The organism is Moorena sp. SIO3I6 (assembly GCF_010672095.1).
Genome location: NZ_JAAHHU010001425.1, coordinates 1 through 1294, shown reverse-complemented (window position 1 = coordinate 1294; position 1294 = coordinate 1). Strand labels below are relative to the sequence as shown.

2 protein-coding genes are annotated in these 1294 nt (G+C 42.0%); both read right to left on the bottom strand.

Translation table 11 applies throughout. The features are described 5' to 3' along the window. Positions 1-229 (bottom strand): prepilin-type N-terminal cleavage/methylation domain-containing protein (locus F6K49_RS49935; protein WP_293110252.1); only part of this gene is annotated, 229 nt, incomplete at its 3' end. A gap of 183 nt (positions 230-412) precedes the next feature. After that, positions 413-1294 (bottom strand): hormogonium polysaccharide secretion pseudopilin HpsC (gene hpsC, locus F6K49_RS49930; RefSeq protein ID WP_293110250.1); only part of this gene is annotated, 882 nt, incomplete at its 5' end.

Genomic DNA, 1294 nt, shown 5'->3' with positions numbered 1-1294 from the left:
TAACACTGTAGCTGAGTTTTTTCTTTTTCGCTTCTCGCTGGGCTTCTTGGATTGCACTTAATACTCTCTCATTCACTTTATTCACGCGCTGTCGATTCACAAAAGCCAGCCAGCTGGGAGCAGCAATTGCAGATAAAATTCCTACTAGTAAGATAACTACTATTAATTCCAGCAACGTGAAGCCAGCATCCTTATTTGGTTTATGGTTTAGCCTTTGATTATCTTCCATTTTTCTGTAATATGTAAACATATAATGCTATAGCGCTTCTGATATTTATCAAGTCAATTCAATCTTATTCCTCCGTTCCCCCCTTATTAAGGGGGGTTAGGGGGGATCTCTACTCCCGACTCCCGACTCCCGACTCCCGACTCCCGACTCCCGACTCCCGACTCCCTAAAAAAAACTGCTATATTAGTCATTCAAGAAACCCCGTCCTTCAATTTGCATGGTTACGGTCGGGAAATAGCTAGACCGGTTTGGTTTGTATTCATAGTCCTCTGGATTATTCTTGAGCCGAGCTAAAGCATTCCCTCTCAAAAATACTTGGGCTATTCTTTTTTCTGCATCCACACAAGCATAAAAACCACCGTTTAGGTTACTTGGAACCTGCAAAGCTTCTTCTTTCTTTTGGATTTCATCTTGTGAGAGACTAGGGGCTTTTTGGGGAAATACACTTGGACAACCTGGTTCTATTTTATTGTTTTGGTTATCTTGGTCAATTACGTCAATGTAATCTACCAAGATTTGAACTGGAGTAGTGTAAGCAGCATCCCCTTTTGTCCACTGATTCAACTTTTCCTTGAGGCTGCTTCCGCTTGTATCACTGAGACGAAAGGATTGAAAGCCTGGGCTAGCAGGTATAGCAACTTGATTGGCTTTCTTTGAAGTTTCATCGATGACTTGATCATAAACTTCAAACCGACCGATTCTAGCAATATCTGACCAAGTATCATTTTTATCAGTGATTAAGTAATAGGCCACCAAAGCATAGACAAAGGTATCATTATCATTGGTAAAGTCGCCAATCCTTGTGCCATTGACTTTGTCATCTCTATCAAAATGCTTCCGCTTCCAGAATACCAGCACAGGTTGACAGTTATCTGTTTTACAACCTGGTGCTTCAGCAACTGGTGGGATTTGGTTTCGGATTCCAGAGTCATCCGGTTCGTCGTTATGGTCTCTTTCTACTCCAGAGTTATCGTAGATATAGACCGCTTGCTCCAAGTCTCTGGCTATGTAGTCCATAGCCGCTTGGATTTCTTGTTCTGAAGTAGCCTTGGCTTGCTCTTTACA